The organism is Actinospineispora spinosispora DSM 44797, assembly GCF_000429025.1.
Lineage (GTDB): Bacteria > Actinomycetota > Actinomycetes > Mycobacteriales > Pseudonocardiaceae > Pseudonocardia > Pseudonocardia spinosispora.
This window is the reverse complement of sequence record NZ_AUBB01000006.1, coordinates 329,503-346,544: the sequence shown is the minus strand read 5'-3', so window position 1 is coordinate 346,544 and position 17,042 is coordinate 329,503. Positions and strand designations below refer to the sequence as shown.

The 17,042-nt window shown below is 69.5% G+C and carries 19 protein-coding genes; 14 read left to right on the top strand and 5 right to left on the bottom strand.

From position 1 onward, the window contains the following. The first annotated feature begins 46 nt into the window (after window positions 1-46). The 5 genes from G406_RS0101760 to G406_RS44090 are packed head-to-tail and all read left to right on the top strand — an operon-like array spanning window position 47 to window position 4,892. The gene (locus tag G406_RS0101760; protein ID WP_028932451.1) at window positions 47-403 is read left to right on the top strand and encodes a YraN family protein; all 357 of its coding nucleotides are present in this window, start codon (window positions 47-49) and stop codon (window positions 401-403) included. Then, window positions 403-1,914, top strand: coding sequence for a YifB family Mg chelatase-like AAA ATPase (locus tag G406_RS0101755; RefSeq protein ID WP_028932450.1), 1,512 nt, complete (start codon window positions 403-405; stop codon window positions 1,912-1,914). The genes G406_RS0101760 and G406_RS0101755 overlap by 1 nt, the downstream gene beginning before the upstream one ends. After that, window positions 1,911-3,077: a DNA-processing protein DprA gene (gene dprA, locus G406_RS0101750; RefSeq protein ID WP_028932449.1), complete on the top strand. Its 1,167-nt coding sequence runs from the start codon at window positions 1,911-1,913 to the stop codon at window positions 3,075-3,077. Before G406_RS0101755 ends, dprA begins: the two co-directional genes overlap by 4 nt. 32 nt (window positions 3,078-3,109) lie before the next feature. Next, window positions 3,110-4,063: a tyrosine recombinase XerC gene (locus G406_RS0101745; RefSeq protein WP_084215701.1), complete on the top strand. Its 954-nt coding sequence runs from the start codon at window positions 3,110-3,112 to the stop codon at window positions 4,061-4,063. Next, window positions 4,038-4,892 carry a FliA/WhiG family RNA polymerase sigma factor gene (locus G406_RS44090; protein ID WP_084215700.1) on the top strand — a complete coding sequence of 285 codons (855 nt, stop codon included), beginning with the start codon at window positions 4,038-4,040 and terminating at the stop codon, window positions 4,890-4,892. The genes G406_RS0101745 and G406_RS44090 overlap by 26 nt, the downstream gene beginning before the upstream one ends. Here G406_RS44090 and G406_RS44085 read toward each other — a convergent pair. Further along, window positions 4,850-5,440, bottom strand: a complete 591-nt coding sequence (locus G406_RS44085; RefSeq protein WP_051341311.1) for a murein hydrolase activator EnvC family protein — start codon at window positions 5,438-5,440, stop codon at window positions 4,850-4,852. The genes G406_RS44090 and G406_RS44085 overlap by 43 nt on opposite strands. A gap of 373 nt (window positions 5,441-5,813) precedes the next feature. Between G406_RS44085 and rpsB the strand changes: the two genes are divergently transcribed. The 6 genes from rpsB (at window position 5,814) to G406_RS0101705 (ending at window position 10,552) form a co-directional block, all read left to right on the top strand. Further along, window positions 5,814-6,695 (top strand): 30S ribosomal protein S2, encoded by an 882-nt coding sequence (gene rpsB / locus G406_RS0101730; protein WP_028932447.1) that lies wholly within the window; start codon window positions 5,814-5,816, stop codon window positions 6,693-6,695. Window positions 6,696-6,795: 100 nt separating this feature from the next. Beyond that, on the top strand, window positions 6,796-7,626 hold the full coding sequence (gene tsf, locus G406_RS0101725; protein ID WP_028932446.1) for a translation elongation factor Ts: 831 nt from the start codon (window positions 6,796-6,798) through the stop codon (window positions 7,624-7,626). 2 nt (window positions 7,627-7,628) lie between these two features. After that, window positions 7,629-8,387 carry a UMP kinase gene (gene pyrH / locus G406_RS0101720; protein WP_028932445.1) on the top strand — a complete coding sequence of 253 codons (759 nt, stop codon included), beginning with the start codon at window positions 7,629-7,631 and terminating at the stop codon, window positions 8,385-8,387. A gap of 44 nt (window positions 8,388-8,431) precedes the next feature. Beyond that, a complete protein-coding gene (gene frr, locus G406_RS0101715; RefSeq protein WP_028932444.1) occupies window positions 8,432-8,989 on the top strand; it encodes a ribosome recycling factor in 558 nt (185 codons plus the stop codon). Between the two features lie 5 nt (window positions 8,990-8,994). Continuing rightward, window positions 8,995-9,831, top strand: coding sequence for a phosphatidate cytidylyltransferase (locus G406_RS0101710; RefSeq protein ID WP_425414554.1), 837 nt, complete (start codon window positions 8,995-8,997; stop codon window positions 9,829-9,831). 10 nt (window positions 9,832-9,841) lie between these two features. Next, complete coding sequence (locus tag G406_RS0101705) at window positions 9,842-10,552, top strand: class I SAM-dependent methyltransferase (protein WP_028932442.1); 711 nt, start codon at window positions 9,842-9,844, stop codon at window positions 10,550-10,552. Here the strand turns inward: G406_RS0101705 and G406_RS0101700 are convergent. The 3 genes from G406_RS0101700 to G406_RS0101690 form a co-directional block, all read right to left on the bottom strand. Further along, window positions 10,545-11,090, bottom strand: a complete 546-nt coding sequence (locus G406_RS0101700; RefSeq protein ID WP_037074637.1) for a Rieske (2Fe-2S) protein — start codon at window positions 11,088-11,090, stop codon at window positions 10,545-10,547. The genes G406_RS0101705 and G406_RS0101700 overlap by 8 nt on opposite strands. Before the next feature lie 131 nt (window positions 11,091-11,221). Further along, complete coding sequence (locus tag G406_RS0101695; protein ID WP_028932440.1) at window positions 11,222-12,679, bottom strand: alpha/beta hydrolase; 1,458 nt, start codon at window positions 12,677-12,679, stop codon at window positions 11,222-11,224. Window positions 12,680-12,759: 80 nt separating this feature from the next. Next, entirely contained in the window at window positions 12,760-13,803 is a 1,044-nt protein-coding gene (locus G406_RS0101690) for an aldo/keto reductase (RefSeq protein WP_028932439.1), read from the bottom strand. Window positions 13,804-13,925: 122 nt separating this feature from the next. Between G406_RS0101690 and G406_RS44080 the strand changes: the two genes are divergently transcribed. Both G406_RS44080 and rlmN read left to right on the top strand, forming a co-directional pair. Then, window positions 13,926-14,516 carry a TetR/AcrR family transcriptional regulator gene (locus G406_RS44080; protein ID WP_037074636.1) on the top strand — a complete coding sequence of 197 codons (591 nt, stop codon included), beginning with the start codon at window positions 13,926-13,928 and terminating at the stop codon, window positions 14,514-14,516. A gap of 115 nt (window positions 14,517-14,631) precedes the next feature. Then, window positions 14,632-15,738 (top strand): dual-specificity RNA methyltransferase RlmN, encoded by a 1,107-nt coding sequence (gene rlmN / locus G406_RS0101680; RefSeq protein WP_028932438.1) that lies wholly within the window; start codon window positions 14,632-14,634, stop codon window positions 15,736-15,738. A 4-nt stretch (window positions 15,739-15,742) separates the two neighbouring features. On the opposite strand, the gene G406_RS0101675 is transcribed toward rlmN, so the two are convergent. Then, window positions 15,743-16,363, bottom strand: coding sequence for a TetR/AcrR family transcriptional regulator (locus tag G406_RS0101675; RefSeq protein ID WP_028932437.1), 621 nt, complete (start codon window positions 16,361-16,363; stop codon window positions 15,743-15,745). Between the two features lie 128 nt (window positions 16,364-16,491). On the opposite strand from G406_RS0101675, the gene G406_RS0101670 reads away from it, so the two are divergent. Further along, window positions 16,492-17,037, top strand: coding sequence for a YceI family protein (locus tag G406_RS0101670; protein WP_028932436.1), 546 nt, complete (start codon window positions 16,492-16,494; stop codon window positions 17,035-17,037). Window positions 17,038-17,042 lie beyond the last annotated feature (5 nt).

Below are 17,042 nucleotides of genomic sequence, written 5' to 3'. Positions count from 1 at the left end.
GATCTTGCCGTTGGCAGGGTGATCGAACTGCGCCACCGTTGTGCCCATGGCAGCGAAGGATGAACTGGGCAGACGGGGTGAGGAGCTCGCGGTCGAGTACCTCACCGACCGCGGATTCGTCGTACTCGACCGCAACTGGCGATGTCGGGAAGGCGAGATAGACGTCGTCGCCACCGATCGGGACAAGCTGGTCGTGTGCGAGGTCAAGACTCGCTCCGGGCTGGCGTTCGGTGACCCGGTCGAGGCCGTGACCCCGAGCAAGGCGATCCGGATACGGCGGATCACCCAGGCCTGGCTGAGGGCCCATCGTGTCCGATGGTGCGAGCTGCGCTTCGACATCGTGGCGATCGTGCTGCGGCCCGAGGGTGACGTCGCCATCAAGCACTACGAGGCGGCGTTCTGATGGCGCTGGCGAGAGCACGTTCGGTGGCGCTCTACGGCGTCGACGGCAGACTGGTCGAGATCGAGGCCGACGTCGGCGACGGTGTGCCCGCGATGCGGCTGGTCGGTCTGCCGGACGCTGCGTTGCACGAGTCGAAGGTCCGGGTCCGGTCCGCCGTGCTGAACTCCGGCTGGGTCTGGCCGAACAAGCGGATCACCCTGGCGCTGTCGCCCGCCACGCTGCGCAAGACCGGCAGCGGTTTCGACATGGCGCTGGCCTGTGGGGTCCTGGCGGCCGAACACGGAGAGCTGTCCGCTCGGCTCGAACACACCGTGCTGATCGGCGAACTGGCCCTGGACGGCCGGGTGCGCCCGGTCAGAGGGGTATTACCGTGCCTGCTGACGGCGCGGGCGGCGGGCGTCAGGACGGTGGTCGTCCCGCACGACACGTTGGCCGAGGCCTCGCTGGTCGACGGGGTGGACATCCTCGGGGCCCGCTGTCTCAACGAGGTACTGGAGTGGCTGCGAGGCGAGGGAGAGCTGGAACGACCGGGGCCGCTGGTGCTGGCGCCGGACCAGGTTCCCCTCGAGCTGGCGGACGTGGTGGGCCAGCACGCCGCGCGGACCGCGCTGGAGGTCGCGGCGGCGGGCGGTCATCACCTGCTGCTCGTCGGCTCACCCGGCACCGGGAAGACGATGCTGGCGCGCAGGCTGGTCGGGCTGCTACCCGCTTTGCGGACCGAGGAGGCGCTCCAGCTGGCCGCGATCCGGTCGGTCGCGGGCCGGCTGTCGAACGAGGGACCGTTGTCACTGGTCCCGCCGTTCGTGGCGCCGCACCATTCCAGCTCGATGGCCTCGCTGATCGGCGGCGGAAGCGGCGTCGCCAAGCCGGGCGCGGTGTCGATGGCGCACCGTGGCGTGCTGTTCGTGGACGAAGCTCCTGACTGGGGGCCGCACATGCTGGACGCGTTGCGGACGCCGCTGGAAGAAGGTGAGGTGCGGATCTCCCGCACCGACGGCTCGGTCCGGTATCCGGCACGGTTCCAACTGGTGATGGCGGCGAACCCGTGTCCGTGTGCTCCCGCGCACGACCGTGACTGCATCTGCCCGTCACTGGCACGGCGCCGCTATCTCGGCAGGCTGTCGGGTCCCTTGATGGACCGGGTCGACCTGAGAGCCGAACTGATGCCGCTGGTCGCACTGACGTCGGCCGACGTGCAACCGGGGGAGAGCACCGAGGTGGTGCGGGCGAGAGTGTTGGCGGCGCGTGCCGCGGCGGTGGAGCGCTGGGCCGAGTACGGCTGGCTGTCGAACGCGGAGGTACCGGGGCCGGCGCTGCGGGACCGTTTCCGACTACCCCGCCGGGTGGTCGCACCGCTGGACAGCGCGCTCTTCCGGGGTGAGCTGACCGCGCGTGGTGCCGATCGCGCACTGCGAACCGCGTGGACCCTGGCCGACCTCGGTGGCCTCGACCGACCGGACACCGAGATGGTCGAGAGAGCCATCGCGTTCAAGGAGCAGCGAGCGGCATGACCGTCGATGACGAGACACGCCTGGCGCGTGCGTATCTGTGCGCGGTGGCGGAGCCACCGTCGGTGGCGTTGGTCGAGCTCGTGACCAGGGCCGGACCGAAGGAGGCCGCGGCGAGGGTGTTGGCCGGTGAGGTGAGCGATCGCGTGGCGAAGGAGACGGCCGCGCGGCGGGAGCGGGTCCGGCCGGAGGAGATCCTGCGCGCCACCGAGCAGGCGGGGGCACGGTTGCTCGTCCCGGGTGATGACGACTGGCCGGAGGTGCCCTTCCTGGCTTTCGGCCTGTCCGGCCAGGCGCACCTGTCCGAGCCGCTCGGGCTATGGGTCCGGGGCGCGCTTCCGATGGCGCCGCTGACCGAGCGCTCCGCCGCGATCGTCGGCTCCCGGTCGGCGACCGGCTACGGCGTACACGTCGCCGGCTCGTTCGGTTTCGGTCTCGCCGAGCTGGGCTGCACGGTGTTCTCCGGAGCGGCGTTCGGGATCGATGCGGCGGCGCACCGAGGGGCACTGTCCGCGCCGGGTACGACGGTCGCGGTGCTGGCCTGCGGGGTCGACCAGCCCTATCCGGCGGCGCACCACCAGCTCCTCGACCGCATCGCGGACACCGGGCTGGTGGTGAGCGAGTACCCGCCGGGCACGACCCCCGCCCGGCACCGGTTCCTCGTCCGCAACCGGATCATCGCGGGCCTCGCCACCGGCACGGTCGTGGTCGAGGCGGGCTGGCGCAGCGGCGCGCGGCGGACCGCGTCCGATGCCCTGCTGCTGGGGCGCCCGGTGATGGCGGTTCCGGGGCCGGTCACCTCGGCACTGTCCTCCGGGTGTCATCGGCTGATGCGTGAGCCCGGCACGACCGTGGTGACCACGGCCGCCGAGGTGCTGGAGGAGGTCGGTCGGATCGGAGAGGACCTGGCGGGTGAGCACGACGTGGTGCGACGCCCGACCGACGGGTTGTCGCCGATCATGCTGCGAGTGCACGACGCACTGCCGTTGCGCGGCCAACGGGACGTCTCGGAGCTGAGCGCGGACTCCGGACTGCCGGTCGAGCTGGTGCGATCGGCCCTCGCGCGGCTGGAGGCGGCGTGCATGGCTCGAAGATCCGGACCAGGATGGTGCCTGAGCAACAATGTCGGTCGTGATATCGCACAAGGCTTGCGTGGCGGTCCTTGACCTGGGGCGTCTCCGGGCAGATCGTTCAACCGATGGGTAGCCGTGGACGCAGCGTCGACGAGAAGGTGGTGGGGAATCCGCCGCCGGAGTTATTCGCTGCTCGCACGGCCTTCGAGCGGCACCTCGGCCTGGAACGTGCACTGTCGGCGCACACCGTCCGGGCGTACCTCGGAGACATCGACAGCCTTCTGCGGGCCGTGGCCGTCCAGTCCAGCTCGCTCGACGGTCTCGACCTCGGCCTGTTGCGGCGCTGGCTGGCCGAGCAGCGCTCCGCCGGCGCCAGCCGGACGACACTGGCGAGACGCGCCTCGGCCGCCCGGGTGTTCACCGCATGGGCGGTGCGAACCGGCCGCCTCGCCGAGGACCCCGGACTGCGTCTCGCCGCGCCCCGGCCGCACCGCACGCTGCCCTCGGTGCTGAGCGCCGAGCAGACGGCCACGATGCTCACCGCCGCCACCTCGGGCGCGGCGCAGGACGATCCGATCGCGGTACGCGACCTGCTCCTGCTCGAGCTGCTCTACGCGACGGGGGTCCGAGTCTCCGAGCTGTGCGGACTCGACCTCGACGACATCGCCCACGACCGTCGAACCATGCGGGTTCTCGGCAAGGGCAACAAGGAACGCACCGTGGTGTACGGAGTGCCGGCCGCGGCGGTACTCGACCGCTGGCTCGCCGGCGCCCGCTCCGCGCTGGCGACCCCCCGCTCGCCCCGGGCGCTGCTGCTCGGCGCGAAGGGCGGGCGGTTGGATCCGAGGGTGGCGCGGTCGGTGGTCAACGCCGCCGGCGCCGTGGTTCCCGGGAGCCCGGCACTCTCACCACACGGTTTACGGCACAGCGCCGCTACTCACCTGCTCAACGGAGGTGCCGACCTACGTAGCGTTCAGGAACTTCTGGGTCACGCTACGCTCTCGACGACGCAGCTCTACACCCACGTAACAGTCGACCGGTTGAAGGCAATTCATGACCAAGCTCACCCTCGAGCGTGACAGCCACGTGGGTGATGGCGCGTCGCACGCTCCCCCGCCCCCCGCATCTCCCGAACCGCCCGCCTCGGAGTCCGGTGAGCTGTGGGCGGGTTATACGTCCGGGCGTGACCAGCGTCAGCGTGACCGTTTGGTGCTGCACTACGAGCCGCTGGTGCGGCAGGTCGCGGGCCGTGTCGGTACCCGGCTCCCGACACACGTCGAGCTGGCCGACCTGATCCAGGCCGGGGTGTTCGGGCTCATGGACGCCATCGACCGGTTCGAGCCGGACCGTGGGATCCGTTTCGAGGCCTACGCCGCCCAGCGGATCCGGGGCGCGATCCTGGACGAGCTCCGCGCCCAGGACTGGGTGCCCAGAGGGGTGCGCAACCGGGTCCGCGAGCTGGCCAAGGCGAGGGAGACGGTCGAGGCCAGGCTGCAGCGCCGGGCGACCGCCGCCGAGCTGGCGGCCGAGCTCGGGGTGAGCCCGCACGAGGCCAGGGGGATCGTCGACCAGATCCATCTGATCAGCATCGAGGCGCTGGACGAGTGGGCCGCGATGCGGGGGGTCACCATCACGACCGCGGAGACCCTGCCCCAGGACAACGCCGACCCGGTGGCGATCCTCGAGGCCAGGGAGATCACCGACCTCCTCGCGCGGTGCATCGCACGCTTACCCGAGCGGGACCGCAGGATTCTGCGGCTGTACTACGCGGAGAACATGACGTTGGCCGAGATCGGCCGCAGGCTGGGTGTCACCGAGTCCCGGGTGAGCCAGTTGCGCAGTCGCGCCGTCGAGCGGCTGCGCATTCAGTTCGGCGACGTCGCCGAGGAGCCTTCACCGCTGGCCTGACGCCGCTCCGGCCACGGCACCAGCCGCACCGCGACTCGTCGCACGAGTAGCAGCGGATCGAGGTAGGTGTCGTCGCGGCGCAGCCCCCAGTGCAGGCACGCGGCGGCCGGGCAGCCGAGGTGTCCGGGTTCCAGCGTGCCGAGGGAGTGTCCGGTGCGTACCGCCTGGCCGGGTTGCACCGAGGCCGTGACGGGTTCGTACGTGGTGCGCAGCCCATCGGGATGATCGACCGAGACCACTCCTCTTCTGGCCAACGGCCCGGCGTAGACGACCACGCCATCACCCGCGGCGCGCACCGGCTGACCGGCGACACCGCTCAGGTCGGCGCCGCGGTGACCGGGACCGTAGGGGCGGGACGGCGGCTGGAACGGCCTGCTGACCCCGGGCACGGGGGAGAGGGGCCATTCGAAGCGCGCCACCGCGGCGAGTGGGCCGGCGGCCTGTGTGCGGGTGAGCGTCACCGGCGACGACGGGAACAGAGCGGACAGCGACGCGACGACCGCGGTCATGAGCAGAATCCGTCTCGGTGATCGGAGTCGTGTCGGCATGGCTCAAGCGTGCCGCGTCCGGGCCGGTGGGAGGCGCTTTTCTCGGCGGGCTGTGCACAACCGGGGCCGCTGTGGACAAACCGGCTGAGCCCGGTTGACCCGACGCGATGCCACCTGGTCGGCGGCGTACACTGGACGCGCACCCCGTGTATCGCGAGGTGACTTCGCGCGTCCGCGCATCCGTTGCCGGCCTGTTCTCGGGCCGATGGACGGATCGGCGCTCGGGCGGTCCCGGAGGCTGGCACGACGTGGCAAACGGGTCCGGGCGACGGCGCGGCCGCTAGGGCGACACCACCCGGTGTCGTGACAACAACCGCTCGCGTCACCGTGATCAAGCACTGTGGCGCCATACGAAAGAGGTTGAGGACAGGCTATGGCCGTCGTCACCATGAAGCAGTTGCTGGATTCCGGCGTGCACTTCGGGCATCAGACCCGGCGCTGGAACCCGAAGATGAAGCGTTACATCTTCACCGAGCGCAACGGCATCTACATCATCGACCTGCAGCAGACGCTGTCCTACATCGACCGGGCGTACGAATTCGTCCGCGAGACCGTGGCCCACGGCGGTTCCGTGCTGTTCATCGGCACCAAGAAGCAGGCCCAGGAGGCCATCGCCGAGGAGGCGCTCCGGGTCAACATGCCGTACGTCAACCAGCGTTGGCTGGGTGGCATGCTCACCAACTTCCAGACCGTGCACAAGAGGCTCCAGCGCCTCAAGGAGCTCGAGTCGATGGAGCAGGGTGGCGGTTTCGAGGGTCGCACCAAGAAGGAAATCTTGATGCTGACCCGCGAGAAGGACAAGCTCGAGCGCACCCTCGGCGGTATCCGCGACATGGCCAAGGTGCCGAGCGCGGTGTGGATCGTCGACACCAAGAAGGAGCACATCGCCGTCGGCGAGGCTCGCAAGCTGGGCATCCCGGTCGTGGCGATCCTCGACACCAACTGCGACCCGGACGAGGTCGACTTCCCGATCCCGGGTAACGACGACGCGATCCGTTCCGCCTCGCTGCTCACCAAGGTGATCGCCCGCGCTGCGGCCGACGGGCTCATCGCCCGTTCGGCGCGTGGCCGTGGCGGCGACGAGAAGCCGGAGGCCGGTCCGGCCACCGACGAGCCGTTGGCCGAGTGGGAGCGCGAGCTGCTGCCCGGCGGTACCGACGGTGCCACGCTCAGCACCCCTGAGCAGGGCGAGACCGTGACCGCGGGCGCCGCGCCCGCCAGCACCAGCAACGGCACCCCGCAGGCTGCCGAGTAATTCCTGGTTCGAGATCGGGCCGGCCGGGGCGAGACACCTCGCCCCGGCCGGCCCGGACCCCTGACACGTACGTCACTGAGCAAGGACGGATAGCACCACGATGGCGAACTACACAGCCGCGGACGTGAAGCGGCTCCGCGAGCTGACCGGCTCCGGGATGATGGACTGCAAGAAGGCTCTCGAGGAGTCCGACGGCGATCTGGACAAGGCCGTCGAGCTGCTCCGCATCAAGGGCGCCAAGGACGTGGGCAAGCGGGCCGAGCGGGCGACGTCCGCCGGTCTCGTCGTCGCCGACGGCGGCACCATGGTCGAGCTGCTCTGCGAGACCGACTTCGTGGCCAAGAGCGACGACTTCCGCGCGCTGGCCGAGAAGGTGCTGGCCGCCGCGAGCGCCGCCACCCCCGCCGACGTCGAGGAGCTGCGCTCCGCCGCGCTCGACGGTGGCACCGTGGACGACGCCGTGCAGGGTCTCTCCGCCCGCATCGGCGAGAAGCTGCAGCTCTCGCGCTACGTGCACTTCGACGGTCCGGTCGCGCTCTACCTGCACCGCAGGGCGACCGACCTGCCGCCGGCCATCGGCATCCTGGTCTCCTACAGTGCGACCGGTGACGAGGCGGCCGCCGCCGAGACCGCGCGTGGCGTGGCGATGCACATCGCCGCCTCCCGGCCGCGGTACGTCACCCGCGAGGAGGTGCCCTCGGAGCTGGTCGACAACGAGCGTCGTATCGCCGAGGCCACCGCGCGCGAGGAGGGCAAGCCGGAGCAGGCTCTGCCCAAGATCACCGAGGGCCGCGTCAACGGCTTCTTCAAGGACGTCGTGCTGCTCGAGCAGGCCTCGGTGCACGACACCAAGAAGACCGTGAAGGCAGCTCTTGCCGAAGCAGGCGTCTCGGTCGAGAAGTTCGCCCGCTTCGAGGTTGGCCAGGCCTGATCGTGGTTGATGCAGACGGCGGTAGTCGCTCCGGATCCACCGGCGGCTACCGCCGTGTTCTGCTCAAGCTCGGTGGTGAGATGTTCGGCGGTGGCTCCGTCGGCGTCGACCCGGTCGTGGTGCAGAACGTGGCCCGTCAGATCGCCGAGGTCGTGGCGAGTGGTGTCCAGGTCGCGGTGGTCATCGGTGGTGGCAACTTCTTCCGAGGTGCCCAGCTCATCGACGGCGGCATGGAACGGTCGCGTGCCGACTACATGGGCATGCTGGGCACGGTCATGAACTGCCTGGCGCTGCAGGACTTCCTGGAGCGTGAGCAGGGCATCGACACCCGCGTGCAGACCGCGATCACCATGGGGCAGGTCGCCGAGCCGTACATCCCGCGCCGCGCCATGCGCCACCTGGAGAAGGGCCGTGTGGTCATCTTCGGTGCCGGTGTCGGCATGCCGTACTTCTCGACCGACACCGCGGGGGCCCAGCGCGCACTGGAGATCGACTCCGACGTCGTGCTGATGGCCAAGGGCGTCGACGGCGTGTACACGGCCGACCCGAAGACCGACCCGGACGCCAAGATGTTCGACGAGGTCACCCACCGCGAGGTTCTGGAGCGCGGCCTCAAGGTGGCGGACGCGACGGCGTTCAGCCTGTGTATGGAAAACAATATGCCGATCATCGTCTTCAACCTGTTGACCGAGGGCAACATCGGTCGCGCGGTACGGGGTGAGAGGATCGGAACACTGGTCAGCACGCCCCCGAAGGGCTAGGGAGATCCACGCCCGAGCCTGACCCAACCAGCACTGGAGTAGCCGTGATCGACGAGACTCTCTTCGAAGCCGAAGAGAAGATGGAGAAGGCCGTCTCGGTCACTCGGGAAGACCTCGGGTCGGTGCGCGCCGGCCGGGCGAACCCGGCGATGTTCTCCCGCATCGTGGTCGATTACTACGGGTCGCCGACGCCGCTGAACCAGCTCGCCTCGGTGTCCATCCCCGAGGCCCGGATGGCGGTCATCAAGCCCTACGACGCCAGCCAGCTGCGGGCGATGGAGAAGGCGATCCGCGACTCCGACCTCGGCGTGAACCCGACCAACGACGGCGCGATCATCCGCGTGGTGATCCCGCAGCTGTCCGAGGAGCGCCGTCGTGACCTGGTGAAGGTCGTACGCGGCAAGGGCGAGGACGGCAAGGTCTCGATCCGCAGCATCCGTCGTAAGGCGATGGAGGAGCTGCACCGCATCTCCAAGGACGGCGAAGCCAGCGAGGACGACGTGTCCCGGGCGGAGAAGGAGCTGCAGGGCTCCACCGACCGCTACGTCGCGCAGGTGGACGAGCTCATGAAGCACAAGGAAGCCGAGCTGCTCGAGGTGTGAGTAACGTGACGGCCGAAGCAGGTCCGCCGTCCTCCCGGGTAGGACGGGATCTGCGGGCCGCAATCATGGTCGGTGTCGGGCTGGGCATTGTCATTCTGGCCAGCCTGTTCCTCGTCCGACAGTTCTTCATCGCCGTGGTGGCGGTGTCCATCGCCGTGGCCACATGGGAGTTGGCCGGGGCGCTGAAGCGTGGCGGCGGCATCGAGGTCGCGCTGGTCCCGGCCCTCGTCGGTGGCCAGCTCATGATGTGGCTGGCCTGGCCGTACGGCACGACCGCGCTGGTGGGCGCCGCTGCCGCCACGATGCTGGTGTGTCTGCTCTGGCGCATGCCGAAGGGGCCGGAGAACTACCTGCGTGACGTCAGCGCATCGCTGTTCACCGTCGCCTACGTCCCGTTCTTCGCGGCTTTCGCCGTCATGCTGGTCGTGCCGCCGGACGGCACCGGCCGGGTGCTGACCTGGATGCTGTGCGTGGTCGCCTCGGACGTCGGTGGATACGCGGCCGGTGTGTTGGCCGGGAAGCACCCGATGGCGCCGACGATCAGCCCCAAGAAGACCTGGGAGGGTTTCGGCGGCTCGCTGGTCGGCGGCATGATCGCGGGCGCGCTGTGCGTCCAGCAGCTCCTGCACTTCCACTGGTGGCTGGGAGTGGCGCTCGGCGCGTTGCTGGTCGCCGTCGCCACCGCGGGCGATCTGATCGAGTCGTTGATCAAACGAGACCTCGGGATCAAGGACATGGGCACGTTGCTGCCCGGTCACGGTGGCCTGATGGACCGGTTGGACTCTCTGTTGCCGACCGCGATGGTGTCCTGGGTGCTGCTCGTGTTCGTCCCGGTCTTCTGACAGGGCCCGGATGAGTGCGTTCCCCAGCCCCAACATCTGGCGTTGGCCGGACGTCTACGAGCAGGAGAACCGCGCTCAGGACGCGGCGGGTGCCATCTGGGCCGCGCTGCGCGAGGTCGTCGACTGGGCGGGCGCGGACGTGGTGGACGTCGGCTGCGGTGACGGTTTCCACCTGCCGCTGTTCGCCGGGACGGCCCGCTCGGTGGTCGGCGTCGAGCCGCATCCGCCGCTGGTCGAACGGGCTCTTCACCGGACAGCGGGGCTGCCGACGGTGCGGATGCTGGAGGCCGGCGCCGAGAACATCCCGCTAGCGGACGCGAGCGCCGATCTCGTGCACGCCCGCACCGCCTACTTCTTCGGTCCCGGCTGTGAGCCGGGGCTGGCCGAGGCCGATCGAATCCTGCGGCCGGGCGGACTGTTGGCGATCGTCGACCTCGACGCCACGCGACCGCCGTACGGCGACTGGATGCTGGCCGACCTGCCGCGCTACGACCCCGTCGCCGCCGAGCGGTTCTTCGACGAGCTGGGCTTCACGATGCGCCGGATCACCACCGAGTGGCGGTTCGAGCAGCGGGCCACACTGGAAGCTGTACTGGGCATCGAGTTCTCGGCCGAGGTCGCGGCGAGGGCGATCGCCGCGACCCCGGGACTGACTCTGCCGGTGTCCTACCGGCTGCACACTCGGGTCAAACCTGCCGGGCTGCTCACCCGGTTCAGCTGAGGTACAGCTTCCCGTCCTGCGCGGTGACCTTCTTGGCGGGCAGCGGTGTCTTCGCGGGACCGTCCTCGACCGACCCGTCGGTCACCTTGAACTTGCTGCCGTGGCACGGGCAGTCGATCAGCCCGTCGGCGATCGAGGTCACCGCGCAGCCCTTGTGCGTGCAGATCGATGAGAACGCCTTGTACGTACCTTCGGTCGGCTGCGTGACGACGACCTTCTGGCCGGCGTAGATCTTGCCGCCGCCGACCGGGACGTCGCTGGTCGCGCCGAGTGCCGTGCCGCTCGGTTTCGCTGCCGCCGACGAGCTGGGGGCCTGTTCGCCGGTGGTGGGGGCCTCGGCGGCACTCGACGGGGTCGCACTGTCGCTCGGGGCGGGCGTGCTCGGTGTGGGTTCGGAGCTGGAGCAGCCCGCGACGACGAGGGCGGCGGACGCGGTCGCCACGCCGGTGGCGGCGAGGACAGCACGGCGGTTGAGCGGACCGGGTGCGGTCCGCGAGTCGGTCGGCTGTTCGGCGGTACTCGTCGGGTGTGTGTTCATGCGTGATCTCACTTCGTGTGGTGGTGTGGCGCCGTTCGGGGCGGCGTCCTGCAGTCTGGCACGGTGGCTGTGCGCGGACAGCAGTGTTCCGAAGAGGCCTTTGACAAGGCAAGCAGAATGACGGAGTTGGCCTAGCGGCCGATTGTCTGGACGCTTGTCGCCCTACTCGGGTCCGGCGACTCGATCACCGCGTGCAACCGGCCCTCGTCGTCCGCGATCGTCTCCGTCTCGACCGGCTGCCGACCGGATGCCTCGATCCGAATTCGCTGGGTGCTTCCGGGGATGAACACGGCCGGTCCGACGACCTCCACGGTGCCGGACCCACGAACGGTGAACGAGCGGCCGTCGCGCCGTGCGTCGTCCAGCCGGCGCAACTCCGCCGGACCGTTGCGGACGACGACGTCGTAACCCCACACCGAGAACTCGCCGGCGCTGGAGCTGTACCGGAAGGTGTCCGGTTCACTGATCGATGAGCCGAACCGGTCGTTGGCGAAGCCGACGATGTGCTCGCGGTACACCCGCTCGTTGTTGGCGCCGTGCACCCCCGGCAGCTGAATCCTGGTCTCCGTCACGCCCGCACGGGCGAGCGGCGACGGTCGGCCCGCGAACTGGCGAGCGACGAACGTCTCGATCGCCGCGGCAGCGGGGTTGAGCGCGGCGGGGGTCCGTTGACAGTCGACCTCGGCTGTCGAGCCGAGCGGCAGGCATGCGTCGCCGGCGCTGGAGAAGACCGGGTGGTCGATCCCGCTGAGGTTGCCCGCGAGGTCGGCGGGATTGTGCCCTCGCCAGTCGGCGGACCGAGTGGCGGCGGTGCCGTAGCCCTGGTCCCGGTAGAAGCCGCCTGCATCCCACAGACCGCGGAAGCCCGGCTCGTCCACGACGTCGAGGGCCCCGCTGACGGCGGCCGTGAACGAGTAGCGGTCCGGGTGGGTCATTCCCTGCAGGTAGGCGGCCACGGCGCCCATCGAGAACCCGAGAACTCCACGTCCGGCGCGATCGTCTCGGACCGGGAACAGCTCTTCGACCAGCGGATACAGCTCCTGGTGCAGAAAGCTGTCGGCCCGCACGGTCGCCGCGGTGGCGGGATGTGCGTTCGGTACCGGGTCCGTTCGGCCGTCGATCCATACGCACGTCTGGCACAGGGTCCTGGTCAGCGAGGTGTCCGGCGCGACGACGAAGTAGCGCGCGCGGTCGGCCTGGCGTTCGAACCCGAACAGGTCGGCCTGTTTCGCGCCGCCTCCGGGACCGATGACGTCGGTGAACGCCTCGTGCCGGGTGACCGGCTCCACCTCGTCACGATCCAGCGGCGGTTCGACCGTGCCGTGCAGGTAGTAGAGCGTGGGATAACGCGTGCCCGGCACGAGGTCGGCGGGTGGGTAGACCCGGTTGGTGATTCGGCGACCGAGTATCGGACTGTCGAAGCTCAGCTCCAGGACCCCGGGGCGGCCGGGCAGCGGTCGTAGGTCGACGGTGCGGCGGTCAAGTCCGGTGTGGGCGACGGGCTGGTGGACGTGTGTCGCCGGACCGGTCGGCTGACTCAGGAGGAGGCTCAGCACGATCGACGTCCACCATCGTCCCGCGACTGCCATCCGATGATCTCCTCAGCTGTTTATCAGCACGACGCCGAGGAAAGATCCAACGATCTGGAACGGTGGTCCAGATCACTGGATCACGCGACGGCCGGTGCGAACCCCGGAATCCGCGACATGATCCGCTGCAGCTCGGCGTCGTCGGAGATCCCCTGGAAGTCGTGGCGCGGCGTGTAGTGCCGCTCCAGCGCGGTGATCTCCTCGGTCGTCAGCTCGATGTCGAGAGAGGCGACGGCCTCGTCGATGTGCCGGGTCGTGCTCGCACCGACCAGCGGCGCGACGACGACCGGGTTCGCGCGCAGCCAGGCGAGCGCCACCTGGGCCTGGCTGACCCCTCGGGCCTGTGCGACGGCGCCGAGGGACTCCACCGTCGCCCGGTCACTGTCCCGTTCGGCGTAGAGCCTGTCGGCGAACCACCCGTCGCTCGCGGACCGCGCGGTCTGCTCGTCCCAGGGTCGCGTGAGCCGGCCGCGAGCCAGGGGGCTCCACACGATGGTTCCGACTCCCTCGTCGGCGCACAGTGGCAGCATCTCGCGCTCCTCCTCCCGTGCCAGCAGGTTGTAGTGGTTCTGCATGGACACGAACCGCGCCCAGCCGTGCTGCCGCTGCAGGTGCAGCGCCTTGGCGAACTCCCAGGCATGCATCGAGGACGCGCCGAGGTACCGGACCTTCCCTGCCTTGACCACGTCATGAAGCGCCTCGAGGGTCTCCTCCAGCGGGGTGCTCGGGTCGTTGCGGTGGACCTGGTACAGGTCGACGTAGTCGGTGCCCAGCCTGCGCAGGCTGTGGTCGATCTCGGTCATGATCGCCTTGCGGGACAGCCCCTTGCCGTTCGGCCCCGATCGCATCGGATGTCGCAGCTTGGTGGCGATCACCACGTCGTCACGGTCCGCGAAGTCGCGCAGCGCCCGGCCGAGGATCTCCTCGCTGGAGCCCTGGGAGTACATGTTCGCGGTGTCGAACAGGTTGATGCCCGCCTCAAGCGCATGCCTGATCAACGGCCTGCTCGACTCTTCGTCGAGCGACCACACCGGGTGGCCTCGGTCGGGTTCGCCGTAGGTCATGGCACCGATGGCGATCGGAGAGACGTCCAGGCCCGTGTTGCCCAGCTTGATGTAGTGCACCGCAACCCCTTGGATGTGTGATTCACTGGATACAGTCGAAACGGAGAGCTCTCCGGATGAGTTCGATAGTACCGGAGAGCTCTCCGTTTTGCTACGACGTATCTCATCGAGGGGGTGTGACCATGCCTGACCCGCGGCGCGAGTCGGATACCGCTCTCAGCGGCGGCCGTCGGGACGCCGAGCGGAACCGGGCGCGCATTCTCGACGTCGCCCGTGAGGTGCTTGCCGAGGACGGCTCCGCGTCGCTGAACTCGATAGCCAAGAAGGCCGGGGTCGGGGCGGGCACGCTGTACCGGCACTTCCCGAACCGCGAGTCACTCGTTCTGGCCGTGTACCGCACCGAGGTGCAGCGGCTGGTGGACCTCGCTCCGACGCTGCTCGACGAGCATTCGCCGCCCGACTCGCTACGCAGATGGTTCGAGCGTCTCGCCACGCAGATCAGGCTCAAACGCGGGCTCGGTGACGCGCTCACCGCCACCAACCACGACAAGGTCACCGGTGAGACCTACGGCCCGGTGATCGAGGCGATCACCCTGATGCTGCGCGCGGGCGAGAGCGACGGCTCCCTTCGGCCCGGGCTGGACCCGGACGACGTGCTGCTGATGATGGGGTGCGTCTGGCGGGTTCCGGCCGGCTCCGACGGGCTTCGGCAGGCCGACCGGCTGCTCGATCTGATCATCGACGGTCTGCGCGCCGGCCCCACGCCGGGATGACCGCGCAGTGCGGAACCGACGCCGCTGGCACGTGCGCTGCATCACCAGGGATACTGGGGGGTGATGTCGTGCTGTCCACCCGCGCGACGAGATGTACATCCAGGATCGGAAACAGATGAGTAGCTTGCCGCTGGTGTTCGAGGCGCCCCGACGGGGCATGCCGCCCAGCCATCTCGCCGACCTGAGTACCGAGCAACGCCGGGACGCGGTGACCGCGCTCGGATTGCCCAAGTTCCGTGCGGACCAGCTGTCGCGCCACTACTTCGGCCGGTTCGAAGCCGACCCCGCGCTGATGACCGACCTGCCCGCGACGGTCCGCGACCAGCTGCGGGAGGCGTTGTTGCCGCCGCTGCTGACCTCGATCACCGAGCAGTCCTGTGACGACGGCGCCACCCGCAAGATGCTGTGGGCGGGTCACGACGGAGTTCGCGCCGAGAGCGTCCTGATGGGCTACACCGACCGCGCGACGGTCTGTGTGTCCAGCCAGGCCGGATGCGGGATGGCCTGCCCGTTCTGTGCCACCGGGCAGGGTGGTCTGCGCCGGAACCTGTCGACCGCCGAGATCGTCGAACAGGTTCGGCACGCGGCCGCCGCCGCCCGTGACGGCGCGTTGGGCGAGCCGACCCGGCTGTCGAACGTCGTGTTCATGGGCATGGGCGAGCCGCTGGCGAACTACAAGCGAGTGGTCGACGCGGTCCGGCGGATCACCGAGCCCGCGCCGTCCGGTCTCGGCATCTCCGCGCGCGGCGTGACCGTCTCGACCGTCGGACTCGTGCCGGCGATCGACAAGCTCGCGGGGGAGGGGCTCGCCGTCACGCTGGCGGTGTCGCTGCACACCCCGGACGACGAGCTGCGCGACACGCTCGTGCCCGTCAACAACCGCTGGAAGGTCGCCGAGGTCCTGAACGCCGCGCGCCGGTACGCCGACGCCACCGGGCGGCGGGTGTCGATCGAGTACGCGTTGATCCGCGACGTCAACGATCACCCGTGGCGGGCCGACCTGCTCGGCAAGCTGCTGCGCCAGCACCTCACGACGAAGTTCGTGCACGTGAACCTGATCCCGCTGAACCCGACGCCGGGCAGTGAGTGGGACGCGAGCCCCCGGCCGGTGCAGGACGAGTTCGTCGACCGGGTGCGTGCTTCGGGAGTGGCCTGCACCGTGCGCGACACGCGAGGCCGCGAGATCGCGGCGGCCTGCGGTCAGCTCGCGGCCGAGTCCTGAGGCACTAGCCGGTACATCGGTCGACGAGGCAGTCGAGCAGCTGGTCCAGGTTGGACTTGATCTGCTCGACGGTCAGGCCGCGTTCGCGCCGGTAGTGGATGAACAGACCGCCGCTCAGCATGGCGAGCAGTGACTCCGCCGCGAAGTCGGCGCCGACCTTCGCGTCCGCCTGGGCCAGCAACGTCCGCAGGTGCGTCCGGTTGGTCTGGTACGCGCCGACCTGGTAGCGGGCCGTCGCATTGCGGGCCTCGCCGAGCGCGTGCAGGTCTGCTTCGACGTCGAGCCGGTCGACGAATGCGTGCAGGAACGCCCGGATCCGGGCCACCGGCGGGGCGCCGGGCCCGAGCGGCGGCGGGCCGGACATGAACGCCTCCTGGAACCGCTGCTCCTCGTTGTCCAGCAGCGCGAACGCCAGGCCGCCCCGGTCGGAGAAGCGGCGGTACACGGTGCCGACGCCCACGCCGGCCTCCGAGGCCAGCCGGTCCATGGACAGTGCGGTGACGCCGTGCTCGGCGAGGAGGACGCGGGCCGCGGCCAACAGGGTGCGCCGGCTACGTGCGGCGTCGGCCCGCTCGACCGGCGGCTGCCCGAGAACCGTCAGGTCGACCCGATTCAGGTTCCTCATCACTCACCCGCAGTCCCTCGACGCCCTCCCGGATGAATCTAGTCGATCAGGTTGCATCCGGAGATTTCTCCGCTTACTCTAGCAAAGCGGAGAAAATTCCGCTTGGTCTTCACTCGGAGGTTGTTCAGATGTCCGTCACCACCCAGCCCCTCGTCGGTACCTTCGCTGCCGACCCCATCCACTCGACGTTCCAGTTCGCCGTCAAGCACATGGGCGTCTCGACCTTCCGCTCGACGTTCGAGGACTTCGACGCCAAGGTCGTCGGCGACGACCAGGGTGTGCGCGTCGAGGGCTCGGTCCGCGTCGAGTCCCTGGCGATCAAGCAGCCCGACTTCCGCGCCCACGTGATCCAGGGCGCCGACTTCTTCGACGCCTCGAACCACCCCGAGCTCACCTTCCGCTCGACCAACGTCGTGCTCAACGAGGACGGCTCGGCCGTCGTCGAGGGCGAGCTGACGATCAAGGGCATCACCAAGCCGTTCACCGCCAAGGGCAGCTACGAGCCGGCGACCGAGGACGTGTACGGCGGCATCCGCGCCGGTGTCGACTTCGAGACCACGATCGACCGCCGCGACTGGGACTTCAACTTCCAGGCCCCGCTGCCCAAGGGTGGAGAGGCACTCGGCACCAACGTCAAGATCACCGCTCACGTCGAGCTCGTCAAGGAGGCCTGACAGTC

What these genes read in the sequence shown, in the direction of transcription:
- G406_RS0101760 (WP_028932451.1), top strand. Translation starts at nt 47, where the DNA reads ATGGCAGCGAAGGATGAACTGGGCAGACGGGGTGAGGAGCTCGCGGTC.
- G406_RS0101755 (WP_028932450.1), top strand. Translation starts at nt 403, where the DNA reads ATGGCGCTGGCGAGAGCACGTTCGGTGGCGCTCTACGGCGTCGACGGC.
- dprA (WP_028932449.1), top strand. Translation starts at nt 1,911, where the DNA reads ATGACCGTCGATGACGAGACACGCCTGGCGCGTGCGTATCTGTGCGCG.
- G406_RS0101745 (WP_084215701.1), top strand. Translation starts at nt 3,110, where the DNA reads ATGGGTAGCCGTGGACGCAGCGTCGACGAGAAGGTGGTGGGGAATCCG.
- G406_RS44090 (WP_084215700.1), top strand. Translation starts at nt 4,038, where the DNA reads ATGACCAAGCTCACCCTCGAGCGTGACAGCCACGTGGGTGATGGCGCG.
- G406_RS44085 (WP_051341311.1), bottom strand. Translation starts at nt 5,440, where the DNA reads ATGCCGACACGACTCCGATCACCGAGACGGATTCTGCTCATGACCGCG.
- rpsB (WP_028932447.1), top strand. Translation starts at nt 5,814, where the DNA reads ATGGCCGTCGTCACCATGAAGCAGTTGCTGGATTCCGGCGTGCACTTC.
- tsf (WP_028932446.1), top strand. Translation starts at nt 6,796, where the DNA reads ATGGCGAACTACACAGCCGCGGACGTGAAGCGGCTCCGCGAGCTGACC.
- G406_RS0101705 (WP_028932442.1), top strand. Translation starts at nt 9,842, where the DNA reads ATGAGTGCGTTCCCCAGCCCCAACATCTGGCGTTGGCCGGACGTCTAC.
- G406_RS0101700 (WP_037074637.1), bottom strand. Translation starts at nt 11,090, where the DNA reads ATGAACACACACCCGACGAGTACCGCCGAACAGCCGACCGACTCGCGG.
- G406_RS0101695 (WP_028932440.1), bottom strand. Translation starts at nt 12,679, where the DNA reads ATGGCAGTCGCGGGACGATGGTGGACGTCGATCGTGCTGAGCCTCCTC.
- G406_RS44080 (WP_037074636.1), top strand. Translation starts at nt 13,926, where the DNA reads ATGCCTGACCCGCGGCGCGAGTCGGATACCGCTCTCAGCGGCGGCCGT.
- rlmN (WP_028932438.1), top strand. Translation starts at nt 14,632, where the DNA reads ATGAGTAGCTTGCCGCTGGTGTTCGAGGCGCCCCGACGGGGCATGCCG.
- G406_RS0101675 (WP_028932437.1), bottom strand. Translation starts at nt 16,363, where the DNA reads ATGAGGAACCTGAATCGGGTCGACCTGACGGTTCTCGGGCAGCCGCCG.
- G406_RS0101670 (WP_028932436.1), top strand. Translation starts at nt 16,492, where the DNA reads ATGTCCGTCACCACCCAGCCCCTCGTCGGTACCTTCGCTGCCGACCCC.